The following is a 15,376-nucleotide window of genomic DNA, read 5'->3' as shown; positions in this document are numbered from 1 at the left end:
TATTGCCTAACTTATTGCGTTATTCCCTATCTAAATTAGTTTCATATGAAAATGTATTGGCAGCATCTGCCCCTGTCAGCCGGGCAGAAAAAAACCGACGGGATTACCTTAGCCAGAAAATCGGTTGTCTGGCCGCTCACAACACTTCTGATTTTTTGGAACCTGGCCTGTCAGCCCGTTCCCGATAGCGGAGTTAGTCCCGCTGCAACCGGCAGCGCCCGCCTGGCCAGCGGTACGGTCAACCTGAATGTCCTCCTGAATGCCCCGGTCACTGATGCGATTCTGACCGATTTAGGCAAGTACGGTACCGTGACCGGAACCCTCAACAGGATTAATGCGGTCACCCTCAGGACCTCGTCCGCGAATGTGTCAGCGGTTAGAAGGCTATCGTACGTCCGGGCCGCCAACTCCGACGCCGAACGTAAAGGTTCACCGGTCGATGCCGTGCCCGTTTCTGATTTCAGCGAGGGCATGAACACCTGGGATCTGGATGCCGTAAACGTGACGGACCTGGGCGCTACCAGCCGGAAGGTACGCGAAGATGGCAGTGGCGTGTACATCGGTGTCCTTGATACGGGCCTGCTGGATACCTGGCGGCAGTATTTTCCCGAAGAGCGCATTGCTACCCAGTATGCCAGGTCCTTTGCCGGCAGCGATGCAGGTACGGTAACCGATCCCACCAACATGTGGGAGCATGACCAGGATTCTCACGGCACGCACGTAACCAGCTCGATCATTGGGTACAACCTGAGGGGAACGGCCATCAACGGTGTAGCGCCAAAAGCGACTGTTATCCCCGTAAAAGTGCTGGGCCAACAAGGCTGGGGCTGGTCTTCGGTCATTGCCCGTGGCATCGTGTACATCGCTGAACTGAAAGCCGGTCCGCTTAAAAATAGCCCGGTAGCCATTAACATGAGTCTGGGGGGCGGTCAACTCGACGCGATTGAACAGGCTGCCATTGATTATGCCATTGCCCAGGGCGTCATTATTGTGGCGGCCGCCGGTAACGAAGGCGATTTGGGCATGTCGTATCCGGGAGCGTATGCACCCGTCATCAGCGTAGCGGCCAGCGGCTGGGTAGGTGAATGGACGGCCCCAGGCAGTTGGTGGCGCAACCTGGACGTACCCGACCCGACCAGAGCCGGTGATTTCTATATCACCGATTTCTCCAGCCGGGCCAAAGCCGGGCAGGACCTGGACGTAGCGGCTCCGGGTAGCTGGGTGGTTGGCCCTTATCAGGTAAACAGCGGCCCTACCTCGTATTATTTCCTGGGAGGCACCTCCATGGCCAGTCCGCACGTAGCGGGTATTGTCGCGCTGATGCAGCAGCGTAAACCGGAGCTCACCGCCGACCGGGCCGAGAGCATCCTGGAAAGAGCCGCCATTGCATTACCCGCCGGCAGCCGCATCATCACCAATCCGGACGGCACTACCGCTACCATTACGTGGGGAGCCGACGCCACCGGAGCCGGCCTGATTACCGCCGACCGGGCTTTGGCCAAAATGACCAATATGTAATTCCCCTTTTCTTTTACGCGCCGGGGCTGCTCCAAAACGGCCCCGGCGTTTTTGTTTGTTGCTCCCGCTCGTCCGAGTTTGCAACGCGGACAGGTTAATCTGCGCTAAGAGCTCTTCGATTTGCTATTCGCGTCACAGACGCAAGTCTCGCCCGTCTCGCGTTACAAACGCGGACAAGCGGGGCGAAACGGAGCTTAATCGCTGCTGGCCATCACGCGGCTGCGGCCGGACGGGTGGCGGCAATCATGGTGTCGGCCAGGAGGGTGTAGCAGGCGGTCCAGGCGGCTTTTACCTCGGGAGTCCAGGCCGTACCCAGGGCTTGTTCCAGGGTCCAGAGCAGCGACTGCCCTACGTAGGCGTAATGGTGATCGGCTACCCCGTAGTGCTGATGCCGACGGGCCAGGGCGGATACTTCCTGCACGATGCTGTCCAGTTTATCGAGCCGGTTAATCACGTAGGTCAGCATTGTCACCAGTTTTTTTGATTGCTCACCAAGGGGTGTTCGTCTGAAAAGAGGTCGTACTTCCGGGGCAGTTATGAATAATTGATTGTAGAAGAGATGGCCAATCGTTTCTGCCGGTACATGGGCGAGTAGTTGGTAGGTGGTTTTGACCAGGTGTACTTGTTCCGTTGTCATGACATAGTGTGGTTTAAAAAGTGATGCCGTAAACTTACGGAGGCACCCGGCCCTTTTACAAAAATTTCACCCTGACTAGTCAGCTAATCCCGTTGAACGATGCCGAAAAGAGATTAAACAGCGGAAAACAAAACGCCGGGGCCATGTTATAGCCCCGGCGTTCAAATACAGGTGTTATTCACGTTAAATCACGGGTGCCCAGCCTTTGGCGTACTCGCGGCTCCAAAGCTTCATGGCTTCCTTGTCGCGAATGTGACCGTTCTGCGGGTCAATGTCCAGCGGCTTGTTGGTGCGGTAGGCGATGTTGGCCAGGTGACACATCAGGGTACTCTTGGCTCCTTCGTCGATAGGTGATGCCTGCTTCTCTTTGCCCCGAACGGCTTCGAAGAAATTGACGACGTGGCGGGTGGTCATGTCGCCCCCACCGCCCAGAGCCGTTCCGGCTTCGGAACCACCCGACTTGCTGTTTTTAATGGCTTTGCCATCGCGGTTAAACAGCGTATATCCGTCACGGTCAACGTATACAGAGCCATTGCTGCCGTAGATGATGGTGCCCCGGTCGCTGCCGTAGGTCCTATGGGCGTTGCGGCTCTTGCCGTCCCACTTGATAACCTTGTTGCCGGGGAAACGGAAGGTCGCATCCATGGTATCGTACATCGTCCAGCCGTCGTCCAGGAAGTGCCGTTTGGCGGCCTCGACCTCCACGCGCTCCGGAAAATCGACCTGCAACGCCCAGCGGGCTACGTCCAGTTCGTGGGTAGCGTTGTTGCCGGCTTCGGCGGTGCCGTAGTCCCAGCCATACCAGTGCCAGTTGTAATCCCAGGTGTCGTGGGTGTACTCCCGGCGCGGAGCCGGTCCCTGAAACAGTTCCCAGTCCAGGCCGTCGGGCACGGGTGCTTTTTTCTGAATTGGTACTTCGCCCCGGCCGCTGGCGTAAAAGGCAACGGCCTTAAAAACGGTCCCGATCGCGCCCTTGTGAATCTGATTGATAATGTCGATGGACTCCAGGGCCGAGCGCTGCTGATTACCCATCTGGATCACCTTGCCGTATTTCTTCTGGCACTCGACCAGAATTTCGCCTTCACGGGGATTATGGCTGCAGGGCTTCTCCACGTACACATGCTTACCAGCCTGCACCGCCAGCCAGGTACCCGGCGCGTGCCAGTGGTCGGGCGTTGCGTTGATGAGCACATCCACGTTTTTGTCGGCTATCACCTTCCGGATATCATTCTCCAGTTTCGGCTGATAGCTGATGTGCTTGGAAAACCGCTGGGCTCCCGATTCGCGCTGTTTCTTCATGACATCGCACAAATAGACCAGCTCTACATTGCTGTCCTTTTTACCAATCGGCTCATAATAAGCGCCCAGTCGGCGGCCGAGTCCGGCAATAGCCACGTTCAGTCGCTCATTGGCTCCAATGATCTTAGCGTAGCTTTTTGCCGACATGCCGGGGACGATACCACCAATGGTAAGGCCGGCGGTACCCAGCGCGGCTTTCTTCATAAAATCTCTTCTGGAATTTTCCATGGTATACAGAAAATAAGGGTTCTCAAGTCTTCTTGTTCATAAAAGAGGGTCAGGACCAATCTTTACCTGCATTCGGACACACAACAGTATCTGAAAACCTGATAACTGCCAATAGACCCCCGTTACAGACGAGCGTTTAGCGCTGATGACGCCACCACTACCCGCTTGTAAATCAACTTATTTTTAATCTATTTTTAATTTTAGTCCAATTTTTTAAGTAGTCTGGTCAAGCACTTTTCTTTACCAATTGAATTGCTTAAACGATACAGCTCTTAACTACAAAGCTCCATTATCCTTGGTACTGACCACCTTCCGTCAAGTTAATTAACCTTTTAATTCTTAAACCCATGTTCTATTCTTATTCCTTTATCACCCCATGACAAAATCTACTATTCCTATTAAGAAACTTCTGATTAGTGGTGCGCTGGCCGCTTTTCTGCTGCCGCTGGACCCGGCCCTGGCCGGTCCGTCCGCCACACCCCCACCGACAAAGGGGTGGTTCGCCGACAAGGTGATCACCGGCCGGGTCATGTCGAAAGAAGAAAATATGCCGCTGCCGGGGGTCAATGTGGTCATCAAAGGCACCACCACCGGCACCACCACCGATGCCGGGGGTAACTTTCGCATCAACGTGAGCGGAGATAAAGACATTCTGGTTTTCTCGGCGGTGGGCTACCAGACGCTGGAACGGGTAGTCGGCAACCAGACAACGCTGGACATCTCGCTGGCTATTGACCAGAAAACGCTGGATGAGGTAGTGGTTGTCGGGTATGGCACCCAGAAAAAACGCGACCTGACCGGGGCCGTTTCGCAGATCAACACCAGCCGGCTGGACAACGAAAATCCCAACTCCGTACAGGACATTCTCCGGGGTAACGTAGCCGGTCTGAACGTGGGGATGTCGCCCTCGGCCAAAGGAGGAGGCAGCCTGCTGGTTCGCGGCCGTAACTCGCTCAATGCCGCCACCAGCCCGCTGCTGGTACTGGACGGCGCTATCTACTACGGGGAATTATCGGACATTAACCCCAACGACATCGAGACCATCGACGTCCTGAAAGACGCCAGTTCGGCGGCCGTTTTCGGCTCCAAGGCAGCCAGTGGGGTTATTCTGATCACCACCAAAAAGGGTAAGGAAGGTAAGCCCATCATCAATATCAACACCAACATGGGTGTCGGCAGTGTGTCCCGCCATCAGCCGGTGCTGGGTGCCGACGAATTTATTGCCTGGCGTAGCGATGTGATGAAGAACATCAACACCAGCTATAAGCCGGGTCAGTTCGACAATCCCGCCAATCTGCCGGCGGGCCTCACCCAGGAGCAGTGGATGGCCTATGACGGCTCCAAAGGCGACCCGACTACCATCTGGCTCCAGCGTCTGGGCATGCAGCCGATCGAGATTGAAAACTACAAAGCCGGCAAAAGCGTGAACTGGTATGATAAGATCTTCCAGAACGGCATGCGTCAGGATCATACCGTCAGCCTGTCGGGCAAGAAAGACGAAACCTCGTACTTTATGTCGCTGGGGTATCTGGATAACAACGGTATCCTGTACGGCGATCGGTTCAAGACGGTCCGGGGCCGGTTAAACCTGGAAGGTAAAGTCAACAAATTCCTGTCCGTGGGGGTAACCACGCAGTTTGCCGACCGCGACGAGAGCCAGGTACCGGTAGACCTCAACATGGCCCGCACGCTCTCCCCCTGGGGGTCGGAGTACGACGCCAGCGGCAACTATATGTGGCGGCCCAATACCGAAGCCAGTGGCGGCAAGCACCCGTACTATGACCGCAGTTTCATTGACCGGCGGGTTAAGATCACCACGCTGAACACCACCCTGTACGGGATTGTCAACCTGCCCGCCGGCTTTTCGTTTCGGCTCAACTACACCCCCCGCTACGAGTTCTACGAGCGCTACAACCACGAATCATCCAAACATGCCGAATGGGCGACCGTGGGCGGTAACGTAAGCCGGCAGCAGGCCAAAACGTTCTACTGGCAGATCGATAACATCCTGAAATGGACCAAAAGCTTTGGCGATCACAACTTCGACGCTACGTTCCTGGCCAATGCCGAGAAGTTCCAGCGCTGGGATAATACCATGACCAACCGGGGTATGCTGCCCAGTGATGTCCTGGGTTACCACGGTATCAGCACGGGTATTAATCCGACGGTCAGCAGCAACGACGAATACAGCACCGGCGACGGTCTGATGGGCCGGTTGTTCTACTCCTTCAAAGACCGGTACATGGTCACCCTGTCGAGCCGCCGGGATGGCTATTCGGCATTCGGGCAGGAAAATCCGCGGGCGATCTTTTCCTCAGCCGCGCTGGGCTGGGTGTTCACCGACGAGAAGTTCTTCCAAAGCAGCTTCCTGAACTACGGAAAGCTCCGTTTCTCCTGGGGCAGCAACGGCAACCGCGACATAGGCCGGTACCTGGCACTCTCTGATCTGAACACGGGTAAATACCTGTACGTAAAACCGGACGGCACCGTCTACCAGGTAAACCAGCTGTACGTCAACCGGATGCAGAACAAAGGACTGAGGTGGGAGCGTACCTCTTCCTTTAACCTGGGGTTTGATTTTGGCCTGTTCAACAACCGGATCGACGGTTCGATTGAAGTCTATAAATCCCGCACCACCGACCTGCTGGTTCAGCGGTCGCTGCCCGATATTCTCGGCTTCAGCTGGGTGATGGACAACCTCGGCGAAGTGCAGAACAAGGGCTTCGAGTTCAGCCTGAACTCCATCAACATGAACCTGCCCAACTTCTCGTGGCGCACCACGGCCAACTTCCAGTTGAACCGTAACAAGATTGTTCACCTCTACGGGGATGTTGATGCCAACGGCAAGGAAATAGACGATGTAGCGAACCGCTGGTTTATCGGCCACTCCATCGATGAAATCTGGAACTACCAGGTAGATGGTATCTGGCAGACCAGCGAGAAAGAGCAGGCCGCCAAATACGGCGTGAAGCCGGGCGATTTCAAGATCAGGGATGTAGACGGTGACGGCAAGTACACCAACGCCGACAAAGATTTCCAGGGCTGGACCAACCCCCGGTTCCGGTGGACGCTGCGCAACGAGTTCAAGCTGTTCAAGAACCTGGATGTGTCGGTAACCATGTATTCGTACTGGGGCCACAAGGCCTCGTTTAACCAGATGAAAAACCGGGACGGTTTCCTGGATCGGACCAGTTCGTATGTGTTCCCGTACTGGACCGAGGCCAACCCGTCGAATGAGTGGGCCCGGCTGTATTCCAGCGAAGGCGGAGCCAGCGGCTTCAGCGTATACCGCGACCGGTCGTTTATCCGGTTAGACAACATCTCCATGGGGTATACCATACCAAAGGCACTGGTTCAGAGGGCCAGCATTCAGAACCTGAAGGTCTTTTTCTCGGCCCGGAACCTGGGCTATTATGCCCCCAACTGGAACTTCTGGGATGCTGAGCCGGACGATAGCGGGAATAACGTTCCTACGCCACGAATCCTGACGCTGGGCGTCGATCTTACCCTGTAATGCTGTTCCGTTAAATCCTTTTAGAAAAATGACTAAGCAATATAACCAAACCAAGCGAGGTCTGCGACTGGGAGCCCTGATCCTGGCCACTACGCTGAGCAGTTGTGATAAATCCTGGCTGGAGCCCAAACCGCTCTCGTTTTTTGCGCCCGAAAATACCTTTAACGACCCCAGCGGTTTACGCGCTACGCTGGTCGCCTGCGAGCGGAATATGCGCTACGAATGGTACGGCGACAGCCCCCCGATTCTGACGGAGAGCATCTTTTCCGACATTGCCGTGGAAGGCACCACCGACAAATCGGGGCCGGCCCAGAACATGAACCTGCAGATTACTCCGGATGCCCAGCTTAACCATACCGATTACAACCGGATTGGCTGGTACTGGTACGAAGGATACAAAGGCATTAAATACGCCAACGTAGCCATCTCCCGGATCGATCAACCCAAGTATAAATCAGAACAGGAGCGCAATGAGATTCTCGGGGCGGCTTACTTCCACCGGGCTTTCCGCTATTACCGGTTGGTCCATCAGTTTGGCGATGTGCCGCTGATCCTGGATGAGGTAATCACGCCCAAGCTGGACTTCTACTCCACGAAACGGGAAGTGATTCTTCAGAAAATGAAGGAGGATCTTGAGTTTGCGGAGAAGTGGGTACCGGTCAGTCCCGACAAGGGCATGGTCACCCGGGGGGCGGTGAGTCACCTGCTCACGAAAATAAACCTGTCGCTGGGCTTATTTGACGACGCTATCAAGTCGGCCAGTAACGTCATTGACGGTGGCGCTCACAACCTGATGAAGACCCGGTTTGGGATAAATCAGAGCGACGCTACCCGAAACGTAATCTGGGATTTGCACCGGCCGGAGAACAAATCACTGGCGGTCAACCGGGAAGCGCTGATGCTCGTCATCGACCGGCTGCTGATCGAAGGCAATTTCGACGGTGGTACCCAGAGCATGCGCCAGGGGGTACCGTTCTGGTTCAACAACATCAATACCCCCACCGGTAACCGGGGCACGCTGGATCAGGCCAACATCGAAATTGACCAGGTCAACAAATACGGGCGGGGTATCGGCCGTCTGCGGCCTACCTGGTACTCGACCCATAGCGTTTGGGATGATAAAAAAGACCTGCGCCACGCTCCCGGCAACTGGATGCGGATGGAGGACCTGTTGTACAACAACCCGTCTATCAAGGGCAGAGATCCGTACTACGGCAAAAACCTGCAACTGCGCACCGAGTCTGGGGCCCTGCTGACCATCGATACGATTCGCTGCTGGTTCGACTGGCCGCACTACAAGCTGTATATTCCCGATCCGGAGCGTGTGCAGGCGAGCGGTGGGCACACCGACTGGTACGTATTCCGGCTGGCCGAGACCTACCTGCTCCGCGCCGAAGCTCACTTCTGGAAAGGGAACCTGGCCGGTGCCGCTGCCGACCTGAACGCCGTCCGGACCCGCGCCGGCTGCGATCCGCTGCCCCCTTCGGCCATCAACATCGGTACCATTCTGGACGAGCGCGCCCGCGAACTGTACTACGAGGAGCCCCGCAAAACCGAGCTGACCCGGATTTCCTACATCCTGGCCAAAACCGGTAAACCAGCTTATAACGGCAAAACGTATAGTCTGGATAACTTCTCCGATAATAATTTCTTCTACGACCGGATTATGGAGAAGAGTAACTTTTATAACAAAGGGGTGAAGACCCGGCACGGCGATGAGTACAAAATGAGCCCTTATCACGTGCTGTGGCCTGTTCCGCAGAACGCCATCGACAGTAACTCCAAAGGCATACTAAATCAGAATAAAGGGTATGCCGGTTACGAGCGGAACCGCCCGCCATTGACGGAGATTCCCAAAGGCTAGGTAGCCGCCGGCGTTATCCTGCTGTCTTGATAGGCGACAACGGGCTTTCTAAGCCATAAATTTATTGAGGATTGTTTTAGTTGGATTGTATGACTAAAAAAGCCGGAGTTGTTGCTCCGGCTTTTTTGTGTTTGACGTTACCAGGCGGAAGCGGATTGCAAGGCCGCTGGGCCTTAAATCACGCTGTCGAACTCCGAGGTAAGCTGCTTATCCAGTTCGTAGAGGTCTTCGCGGAAGTTGAGTCGGCCTTCGTCGTCCTCAAAGGCGGTCAGGTAAAAGATGAAGACGGGTACTTTTTTTGCCAGCCGCACAGATTCATTCCGGCTGCCGTTCATCTTCTGCGTTACCTGTTGCTCGTTGAGTTGGGGAAGAAGCCAGTCACCCAGCCAGACAGGGTCCTCTACGCGGATACAGCCGTGGCTGAAGGCCCGCTGGGTCTCGTCAAAAATGTGTTTGTCCGGCGTGTCGTGCAGGTAGATGGCGTGTTCGTTGGGGAACATAAACTTCACCCGGCCCAGGGCGTTCCAGGGTCCCGGCTTCTGACGAATGCGGTAAGTCTTCAGATTGCTCCAGTTCACCTGACTCGGGTTGACTACCTTCGCGTTCTTATCCCAACCGTTCAGGATTTCCATATGCTGCCGGCTCAGGTAGCCCGGATCAGCCTTTATCTTCGGCCAGAGTTCCTCCTCGGCAATGCTCTCGGGCACATTCCAGTACGGCGAAAACTCCACGTATTCAATCATGTCGCTGAAGATAGGGGTAGCGTTCAGGTCTTTACCGACCACCACTTTCATCTCCCGGACCTCGTTTCCACCTTCCATCACCCGGAGCTTATACTCCGGCACGTTCACAAATACGTAGGTTGGCGGCATCTCGCTGGAGGCAAACCAGCGGGTGCGGTCCAGATTCAGCAGAATCTGCTTCAGACGGGTCTCCACCGGCACGTTCATGCTGGCCACCATAGAGTCGGTAATGGCCGGCTCCACCACCAGACCATTTCGGGCCTGATAGCGGTTGACCGCCCGCACCAGCGCCGAGTCGTAGCGCGTTGGCTGCTGCCACTGATCCGGCGGGGTCTCCAAATCGCCCGTCATGTAAAGCCGCTGGCGGATCGTCGTCAGGCGCTGGTCGGTAGCACCCGGCCGCAGAGCAGGACCTTTTGCGGTTTGGGGCCAGCCGCCCTGGTCCATAATTTTGCGGTAGGCTTTCAGGTGCTGCTTCAGTTTCTCGTACTGGGCAAAACGCGGCCGAAACGAATCCAGCGACGCGTTGACCTGGCCCTGTCCACCCACGGCCGCTTCCAGATGCGTATACAGGGTGTCGGGAGACTCCGGTTTGATGTGCCACGAATCCGAGAACTTGCCCGGATTTACTTTGCCGGTAGCCATCATCTCGGCCAGTTTGAGGTACGATGCCGACAGCAAAATATCCAGACTGGCTACGGTGGAGTCCGTCGCCCGGTCGCTGCTGGCTGAGTCCAGCAGGGTGCGGAGTTCCTGGATTGGATAAGCCTCGGGGTTAAACCCTTCCTGGTCTACCGTCTGAAGTACGCCCAGCAATTCCTCAGCAGTGTTTCGGTTCCAGGCCGGGCTAAAATCCCGGTTTCGGTAAAAGGCGTACAGGTCCGGAGCGACCTTCTCGTCGTTGATCTTGGGGAGATCTTTTTTTATGCGGGTCGAGTCTACCCAGGTTTCCAGATATTCGCCGGGGCCATTGTCATCCCCTAAAAACGTGCCGGATTTCGTAACCTTGTCGCAGGCTGTAACCGCAAGCAGCCCGAGCAGAAAAATATATAATTGAGGTAATTTCATGCGTTCATCTATTTTCGGCCGTGGCACCAAACCAATGACCGTCTAGTAATGAACTGGCATTCTCACCCGAAAGTTTGGTTAATGTCGGGCTATGTTTTGTTTATAGCGCAGGCTGTCACGAACGGGGCTGCCGCGCAGAATAAAAAAAGCCAGGGGGGCATACATCCGGTCCCGGTTTACTTTACGGATCGTTTTCAGAAAGAAGAACAGCCGCAACAGCAGCCGCGCCGGCCAGCTGTGGAACTTGCGGTAATAGTGAAACAGCGAAATGTAAAACTCCTTCTCAATATTCAGGTTACGCCGGGTGCTGCCTCCACTGTAATGCACGAATCGGGCATCGGGCACCAGCACCGCCGGGTGCCCCCGCTGAGCCAGCCGCTTGCATAAATCTTCTTCCTCGCAGTACAGGAAATACACCGTATCGAATCCGCCGACTTCCGCAAACGCCGTCGCCCGCACAAACATGGCGCTCCCCGACACCACCGGCACCCGTACCGGCATTTCGTACGCCGTTTTCAGCGAAGGATACCCGTCGGGCCGGAACAGCCGCATAGCTCCGTGGCCGACCAGCTTTACCCCCGGCGTCGGAAAATAGCTGAAGGAATGCTGTCGTTCACCCGCTTCATTGTACATCTGCGGCACGCAAACGCCCACGTCGGGGTGCTGCTCCATGTACTCGTATAGCCGGCCGCAGACATCGGTCAGCAACTGACAGTCGTTATTCAGGAAAAAATAATAGGCCGCATTCGGGCTGGCGGCCTGTACGCCCAGCATATTGCCGCCGGCAAAGCCCAGGTTCAGACGGCTGCGAACCAGCGTCACCGCTGGCTCACCGGCCAACGGCTGCAGCCGGGCGAAATCGTCCGGCTGCGAATTGTTATCGACGATGATCAGTTCATAGTCCGGCACCCGGGTCTGCTCCCGGATGGAGGCTACGCACCGGAGGGTGAAGTCACTGGAGTTGTAATTGATCAGAATAATGGACAGCTTCATACATCAGCATACGATGCACAAAGATATCCTTATCCAACTTTAAACTGCCGCAGGGTGTACGTAAAGGTCATCATGAAGTACCGCTGCAGCACCAGCGAGCGGGTATCTTCTACGTACGTGTCCGTCAGCGACCGGCTGATGCTGGTGTTTTGCTTCAACAAATCGAAACCCGTAACCTTGATTTCGCCCCGCTGATCTTTCAGGAATTTCTTGCCGACCGATGCGTTCCAGAGCGTAAAGTTCTGGTTGAAACCACCCGTCAGCCCCCGGTACTGCTGGTTGGTCAGGTCAGTCTGGAACAGGAAGCCTTTGCCGAATAACCAGTTCACACGGGCCGAGGCCACGCTGAAGTAGTAGTTATTGTCTAACTGCGGCTGGATCGTGTTCTTGATCTGGTTGTAGTTGAACGTGTACGTCAGCGTAAAATCCAGTTTCTGGCTGATGTTGCTGCTCAGCACCGCGCCCTGCGAGAACAGCGAGCCGTTGGCGTAGTTGATGCGGTTGTTGATCAGACCTGGTGTCCGGCTGTAGTTGACGCCGAAGTTGATGCTTAGGTTACTCTTGATAAAGCCCAGCGGAGCGCCGTAGGTGACAAACGACCGCATATTCCATAGCCCATCCAGGTTCACCGGCCGCGACAGCTGCACACCCTGACCTATCAGGGTTCCGTTCGGCAACTGAGCGGTGCCATCGCTGATCAGGGTGGAGTTACCGATGTAGTTGTTGGTCATGCTGGAGCCAACCAGCACAAACAGCGTACGCGACTGCACCGGCTTGGTCAGCGAGTAGCGGGCCGTGAAGTTATGGCTGTAGGCCTGCTTCAGGTCCGGGTTACCGGCGGTCAGGAACAGGGGGTTGGAGTTATCGATCACGTTCTGCAACTGCGTTACCCCTGGTGCCTGGGTGTTGGTCCGGTAAAACAGCCGCAACCGGCTGTCTTTGCTGAGCCGGTAGTCCAGCGTCATAAACGGTAGCACGTTGGTAAACGCAGCCTGCACATTGTTTACCCTGGGAAACACCTGCTCGCTGATCAGATCGGCCCGCTGCACGTTTACGTTGACCGTAAAGCCGACTTTAGGCGTCCGGTAGTTGTAGCCGGCACCTACCTGGTTGGTCACGTAATCGTTCAGGAAGGTGTTCGACAGCAGCGTATCCAGTTGGTTATATTTCAGGAAGACCGGGTCGTAGCGGTAGGTCTCGCGCTCCGATTCGCTGTTGCGGTACGATACATTATAGTTCAGCTGCAACTGGCTCACCTTGCTCAGCGGCTCGGTGTAGGCAATGTTGGTCGATAGCTGATAGCTGGGGGCCGTACCCGTGGTCCGCTGCTGAATGCGGTCAATGCGATTATTCTGCGTAAAATACTGGTTCAGCGACAGCAGCGTGCTGTAGCTATCCCGGTTCGACAGGTCGGTGCCGACGTTGACCGACATGGTACGGCCGCGCTTGGCAAACCGGTGCCGGAACAGGATGTTGTTCGAGAAATTATAGCCGGTATTCCGGGCAAAGTAATCGTTGCTGGTCTGGTTGAGCCGGAGCGTATCCGACAGGTAGGTCAGGCCCATCACATCGCTGTTGGAACGGGAATTCTGCCACCGCAGCCGGGGCGTAATCAGCAGCGAATTGTTCTGGTTGATGTTGTATTCAATCCGGGCGTCGATCCGGTGGTTGAGATTGGTACTGCTGTTATCCGAATTTTCGTTGTAGAACTGGGTAGTATTTTCGCCCAGGAAATACTGCCGCAGCACCGACTGCGTATTGCGGTTGTTGCTGTTGTTGAAAAAGTAGCTACCCCGGAAGGTAACCTTCTTGCCCCAGTCGTCGGCGTAGTTGACCCCGAAAGAATTGGTGCCGTTGATACCGTTCTGCTGGCCGACCAGGAAGTTATCTCCCCCGCCACCACCGCCCCCGAAGTTACCTCCGCCACCACCGCCCCCGCCCCGGGGACCACCACCGCCACCTCCGCGGCCGCCACCGGCACCACCCCGGCCACCACCGCCCCGACCACCAAAGCCACCACCCCCTCCGCCACTGTTGACGCCAAGGAGATCCTGGCTGGCGAAGTTCTGCTGGTTGACGTTATTGGACAAGCCCACGATGGATAACCGCCGGGCTCCTTTGAAGAAGTTGACGTTACCACCACCGGAATACACATCATCGGTGCCGTACCCGCCGTATACCCGGCCGAAGGTACCCTGCTGCCGGTCACCCCTGGTCACGATATTGATGGTCTTCTGAGTATTGCCGTCGTTGAAGCCGGTAAACTGCGACTGATCGCTGAGCCGGTCGAATACCTCTATTTTGTCTACTACCTCGGCCGGCAGGTTGCGCAGGGCCGCGGTCGGGTCGTCGCCGAAGAACGGTTTCCCGTCGATCAGCACCTGCTGCACATCTTCCCCCTGCGCCTTTACGGTACCGTTCTCTACGGTAACGCCCGGCATCTTTTTCACCAGGTCTTCGGTGGTAGCATCCTGATTTACTTTAAAAGCGTTGGCGTTGAACTGGAGCGTATCCCCTTTCTGCTGCGCGGTTGCCTGCCGGCCAACCACCTTTACTTCCTGTAGCGTTTTGGCATCTTCCTGAAGTACCAGGGTACCTATATTCTGTCCATCCTGCGTGAGCCGCACAAACCGGCTGAACTCCTGAAAACCCAGATATGTGGCCCGCAGCCGGTACCCACCGGGGGCCAGACTGGTAAATACAAATACCCCGTTGGTATCGGTAACGGCGTATTTTTTCTGGGTCGTATCCTGCCGCGCTGACAGAATGACCGGTACACCAATCAGGGGCTCCTGTTTGGCGTCGGTGATCTTACCGGTCAACTGAAGATTCTGCGCCTGGGCGGGCAAAGCCGCCCAGCAGAAGCCCAGGACAAGCAGCCAGCCGGTAAGCCGGGTTAAGCGGCTGGGGCGGGTTCGGGATAGTTGGATCAGGATATGGAAGGACATCAGCTAAGAAGGTAAAATAAAATACGGAAACGTTGAGTTGATGAAGTGTAATGAATGGGGGGGCGGTCGGCCTGGTATCTCCTCCACCCTGATTGGGTGGAGGAGACATCCGGACACTGTTTCATTGATCAGTCAGATACCGGTCTGAGCTTACTTCTGATTGCCACGCTGGCCACGACCCTGGCCCATCGGGCGCATGGCCATTTCTTCTTTGAACGTGCCTTTGGCGTCAAAAACCAGCCGTCTGCGGGTGGTATCTGCCGCTATCATCACGTGATAGTTCTGCTCGGTATCCTGCATCGCCCGCCGGATTTCGGCTTTTGGATACTTTTCTTTAACATAATTGGTTACGGTAGCCGGTAAGGCCGAGGCTTCCACAGGGGTCATATCACGGAAGCGCCCCTGCTGTCCACCACCACGCTGCTCCGTCTGCGGAGCCTGAGTCTGTTGGGCATAGCCTTCATACGAAACGGTTCCGGCCAGCAAAAGGCTAAAAAAAAGGACTGATTTCATCGGTATTTTGTTTAGATATGCTTCCTTAGGTGTCAACCCGGGGCGAAACCT

Annotated in this window: 9 protein-coding genes; 3 read left to right on the top strand and 6 right to left on the bottom strand. The window is 55.8% G+C overall.

Features of this window, described 5'->3' with window-relative positions:
• The first annotated feature begins 45 nt into the window (after positions 1-45).
• Entirely contained in the window at positions 46-1,518 is a 1,473-nt protein-coding gene (locus ABD949_RS06545; protein WP_345241786.1) for a S8 family peptidase, read from the top strand.
• A 211-nt stretch (positions 1,519-1,729) separates the two neighbouring features.
• Here the strand turns inward: ABD949_RS06545 and ABD949_RS06540 are convergent, their stop codons facing one another.
• Both ABD949_RS06540 and ABD949_RS06535 read right to left on the bottom strand, forming a co-directional pair.
• Positions 1,730-2,155 carry a globin domain-containing protein gene (locus ABD949_RS06540; protein WP_345241784.1) on the bottom strand — a complete coding sequence of 142 codons (426 nt, stop codon included), beginning with the start codon at positions 2,153-2,155 and terminating at the stop codon, positions 1,730-1,732.
• Positions 2,156-2,338: 183 nt separating this feature from the next.
• Positions 2,339-3,682 carry a Gfo/Idh/MocA family oxidoreductase gene (locus ABD949_RS06535; RefSeq protein WP_345241783.1) on the bottom strand — a complete coding sequence of 448 codons (1,344 nt, stop codon included), beginning with the start codon at positions 3,680-3,682 and terminating at the stop codon, positions 2,339-2,341.
• A gap of 376 nt (positions 3,683-4,058) precedes the next feature.
• Between ABD949_RS06535 and ABD949_RS06530 the strand changes: the two genes are divergently transcribed.
• Positions 4,059-7,196, top strand: a complete 3,138-nt coding sequence (locus ABD949_RS06530) for a SusC/RagA family TonB-linked outer membrane protein (protein WP_345241780.1) — start codon at positions 4,059-4,061, stop codon at positions 7,194-7,196.
• Positions 7,197-7,224: 28 nt separating this feature from the next.
• On the top strand, positions 7,225-9,060 hold the full coding sequence (locus ABD949_RS06525; RefSeq protein WP_345241778.1) for a RagB/SusD family nutrient uptake outer membrane protein: 1,836 nt from the start codon (positions 7,225-7,227) through the stop codon (positions 9,058-9,060).
• Between the two features lie 173 nt (positions 9,061-9,233).
• Here the strand turns inward: ABD949_RS06525 and ABD949_RS06520 are convergent, their stop codons facing one another.
• The 4 genes from ABD949_RS06520 to ABD949_RS06505 form a co-directional block, all read right to left on the bottom strand.
• Positions 9,234-10,871 carry a L,D-transpeptidase family protein gene (locus tag ABD949_RS06520; RefSeq protein ID WP_345241776.1) on the bottom strand — a complete coding sequence of 546 codons (1,638 nt, stop codon included), beginning with the start codon at positions 10,869-10,871 and terminating at the stop codon, positions 9,234-9,236.
• Between the two features lie 78 nt (positions 10,872-10,949).
• On the bottom strand, positions 10,950-11,864 hold the full coding sequence (locus ABD949_RS06515; protein WP_345241774.1) for a glycosyltransferase family 2 protein: 915 nt from the start codon (positions 11,862-11,864) through the stop codon (positions 10,950-10,952).
• A 29-nt stretch (positions 11,865-11,893) separates the two neighbouring features.
• Positions 11,894-14,812 carry an outer membrane beta-barrel protein gene (locus tag ABD949_RS06510; protein ID WP_345241772.1) on the bottom strand — a complete coding sequence of 973 codons (2,919 nt, stop codon included), beginning with the start codon at positions 14,810-14,812 and terminating at the stop codon, positions 11,894-11,896.
• A gap of 150 nt (positions 14,813-14,962) precedes the next feature.
• The gene (locus ABD949_RS06505; protein ID WP_345241770.1) at positions 14,963-15,325 is read right to left on the bottom strand and encodes a hypothetical protein; all 363 of its coding nucleotides are present in this window, start codon (positions 15,323-15,325) and stop codon (positions 14,963-14,965) included.
• Between the last annotated feature and the right edge of the window lie 51 nt (positions 15,326-15,376).

Source organism: Nibrella saemangeumensis (genome assembly GCF_039541915.1).
GTDB lineage: Bacteria > Bacteroidota > Bacteroidia > Cytophagales > Spirosomataceae > Nibrella > Nibrella saemangeumensis.
This window is presented reverse-complemented; position numbering and strand designations above follow the sequence as displayed.

Coding starts and splice junctions, on each gene's coding strand:
- ABD949_RS06545 (WP_345241786.1), top strand. CDS start 46: ATGAAAATGTATTGGCAGCATCTGCCCCTGTCAGCCGGGCAGAAAAAA.
- ABD949_RS06540 (WP_345241784.1), bottom strand. CDS start 2,155: ATGACAACGGAACAAGTACACCTGGTCAAAACCACCTACCAACTACTC.
- ABD949_RS06535 (WP_345241783.1), bottom strand. CDS start 3,682: ATGGAAAATTCCAGAAGAGATTTTATGAAGAAAGCCGCGCTGGGTACC.
- ABD949_RS06530 (WP_345241780.1), top strand. CDS start 4,059: ATGACAAAATCTACTATTCCTATTAAGAAACTTCTGATTAGTGGTGCG.
- ABD949_RS06525 (WP_345241778.1), top strand. CDS start 7,225: ATGACTAAGCAATATAACCAAACCAAGCGAGGTCTGCGACTGGGAGCC.
- ABD949_RS06520 (WP_345241776.1), bottom strand. CDS start 10,871: ATGAAATTACCTCAATTATATATTTTTCTGCTCGGGCTGCTTGCGGTT.
- ABD949_RS06515 (WP_345241774.1), bottom strand. CDS start 11,864: ATGAAGCTGTCCATTATTCTGATCAATTACAACTCCAGTGACTTCACC.
- ABD949_RS06510 (WP_345241772.1), bottom strand. CDS start 14,812: ATGTCCTTCCATATCCTGATCCAACTATCCCGAACCCGCCCCAGCCGC.
- ABD949_RS06505 (WP_345241770.1), bottom strand. CDS start 15,325: ATGAAATCAGTCCTTTTTTTTAGCCTTTTGCTGGCCGGAACCGTTTCG.